Annotated in this window: 3 protein-coding genes; 2 read left to right on the forward strand and 1 reads right to left on the reverse strand. The window is 63.1% G+C overall.

All coding sequences use genetic code 11. The features are described from left to right. On the reverse strand, positions 1 to 448 hold a 448-nt coding region (locus WBB85_RS07295), incomplete at its 3' end, for a sigma-70 family RNA polymerase sigma factor (RefSeq protein WP_432637961.1). Between the two features lie 107 nt (positions 449 to 555). Between WBB85_RS07295 and cobU the strand changes: the two genes are divergently transcribed. Then, entirely contained in the window at positions 556 to 1,089 is a 534-nt protein-coding gene (gene cobU / locus WBB85_RS07300; protein ID WP_432637962.1) for a bifunctional adenosylcobinamide kinase/adenosylcobinamide-phosphate guanylyltransferase, read from the forward strand. Then, a partial coding sequence (locus WBB85_RS07305) for a histidine phosphatase family protein (RefSeq protein WP_432637963.1) occupies positions 1,086 to 1,565 on the forward strand: 480 nt, incomplete at its 3' end. The genes cobU and WBB85_RS07305, both read left to right, overlap by 4 nt.

Genomic DNA, 1,565 nt, shown 5'->3' on the forward strand with positions numbered 1-1,565 from the left:
CAAGTGACTCGCCCCGTGAACTGGCTTCTCGTTCAAGCTTGGCCTGAACCCGGCGAAGGTTGAAGAACAGCGACTTCTGGCTGCTGGTCGATCCGGTCCGGACCATCGACCAGTTGCGCATCACATAGTCCTGAATCGAGGCCTTGATCCACCAGACTGCATAGGTCGAAAACCGAACCCCGCGATCCGGGTCGAATTTGTCAGCGGCTTTCATCAGTCCGAGACTCGCCTCTTGGATCAGGTCGTTCATCGGGGCGCCGTAGCGCTTGAATTTGGCCGCCATCGAGATCGCCAGTCGCATATAGGCCGTGATCAGCCGATGCAGCGCCTCTTTGTCTCGCTGGTCGCGCCAGGCGTAGGCCAGTTCGCGTTCCGTCTCTGCATCCAATAGTTCCGCACGCATCGCGCGGCGGGTGTGGCGCTGGTCTGCATATCCATCAAGTGCCATGTCGGAGCCCCCCAAGGTCTGGCCGACACTGACGTCAGCCTTTTCAATTTTCGGCTACTCCTGTTACGTAAGGCTATCACGTCTGGATCAATCTACGGCTCACAATTATGTTCCCGCATCTGTCCCTGTTTCTGGGTGGCGCCAGTTCCGGCAAGTCCGCCCTGGCCGAAAGGTTCGTAAGGAAGCAGGCTGCACCGCATGTCTATCTGGCAACGGCTCAGGCGCTGGATGACGAGATGCGGTTTAAAATCTTGAAACACCGCGCCGATCGCGGCGGCGGTTGGCAGACCATAGAAGCGCCGCTGGACGTGGCGGGCGCATTGCGCAAGCTGCCGTCGGGTGGTGCCGTCCTGCTGGATTGCGCCACGGTCTGGCTGAGCAATCACCTGTTGGCCGAGGGCAACCTGAGTGCGGAAACCGACGATCTTGTCGCAGCGCTGGCCGCCTGCCGGGCACCGGTTGCCATCGTGTCGAACGAAGTCGGACAGGGCGTCGTGCCCGACAGCGCGCTGGGGCGCCGGTTCCGCGACGCCCAAGGACGGTTGAATCAACGACTGGCCGCCGAGGCCGGGCTGGTCGTCTTCGTGACCGCCGGACTTCCGTCGGTTCTGAAAGGCGCGATGCCAGAGGGTCTGGCTTGACGCGGTTCTGGTGGGTGCGGCACGGGCCGACACATGAAAAGACCTTTGTCGGATGGCGCAACGTCCCGGCGGACCTGTCCGATCTGGACCAGATCTCCCGGCTGGACGCGCATTTGCCGCGGGGGTCCGTGTTGCTGTCATCGGATCTTTCTCGCGCCATCGAAACGGCAGACGCGATTGGCGGCGGACGCGAACGCCTTGCCCATGATCCTGCCTTGCGGGAATTCAATTTCGGCCAATGGGACGGCGTGCCGTTCGACACTGTCGCCGCGCGCGACCCTGAGTTGAGCCGGGCCTTCTGGGAGGACCCCGGCGATGTGGCCCCGCCCGGAGGCGAAAGCTGGAACGAGGTCGCCGCGCGGGTCGGCGCCTGCGTCGATGCCCTGAGCCAGAGCCACGCCGGGCGGGATATCGTTATCGTTGCCCATATCGGCGTGATCATGACGCAGGTCATGGCCGCATCCGGGATGACCGCG

This window comes from Albidovulum sp., from assembly GCF_049646345.1.
Taxonomy (GTDB): domain Bacteria; phylum Pseudomonadota; class Alphaproteobacteria; order Rhodobacterales; family Rhodobacteraceae; genus Albidovulum.